The organism is Pantoea sp. GM_Pan_3 (assembly GCF_026541045.1).
In the GTDB taxonomy this organism is placed as follows: Bacteria; Pseudomonadota; Gammaproteobacteria; order Enterobacterales; family Enterobacteriaceae; genus Pantoea; species Pantoea anthophila.
Window position 1 is genome coordinate 1 of record NZ_JALNVA010000015.1, and the last position, 634, is coordinate 634.

The 634-nt window shown below is 43.4% G+C and carries 1 protein-coding gene and 1 pseudogene; both read left to right on the forward strand.

Annotation, left to right across the window (positions count from 1 at the left end; genetic code table 11):
• Window positions 1-67: T6SS immunity protein Tli4 family protein (locus OXR04_RS21495; RefSeq protein ID WP_267395172.1), on the forward strand; the 67-nt coding region annotated here is incomplete at its 5' end.
• 79 nt (window positions 68-146) lie between these two features.
• Window positions 147-634 (forward strand): annotated as a pseudogene (locus tag OXR04_RS21500) (hypothetical protein); the annotation flags it as partial.

Genomic DNA, 634 nt, shown 5'->3' on the forward strand with positions numbered 1-634 from the left:
GCGTTACAGCGAAGCGCAGATGATTGACATCTGGGACAGGCTGGTAAATTCACTGCGCTATAAATGAAGAAAAACGATGGGTGCCTGGAATTATTTTTCGTTTCTTCCGGGGAGCCTGCCTGGCATGCTGAGCAGGAGTTGTCACCATGAAATGCATCTGTAAATATATGCCCTTGTCATTAATGACTGCCGGTTTGCTTTTTATTGCCCAGGCTGCGGCTTCCACTCCAGTGCAGAAGGACAGTCCAGTAATAAATACTTTGTTTGCGCAGACCAAACCGCAGTGTATAGGGCGCTATGTGATTGACGTTCCCGTGTCATTCAACAATCAGCTTCACGATAAGATTTTTTTCGATGATTTTAAAATTGAAAGCAAACCGCTCTTTCCCCCCGCATTTAAACAGCGGGTGCAGTTAAGAGAGCAGGAACTGCGTGATGCCATCAATAAACCTGAAAACGATCCGAAAGATGCCCCCTTTATAAAAGAAATTATCACTCTCCCTGAAGGTAAAGGAGTAATTTTTGATAGCAACAGGCCGGGCTCGGATGATCTTTATCGAAGACTTGAAGCCCATATATATGTAAATGGTATTTCTTTTATTATAACAACGAATATCCGTGATTTTTCTTCGCC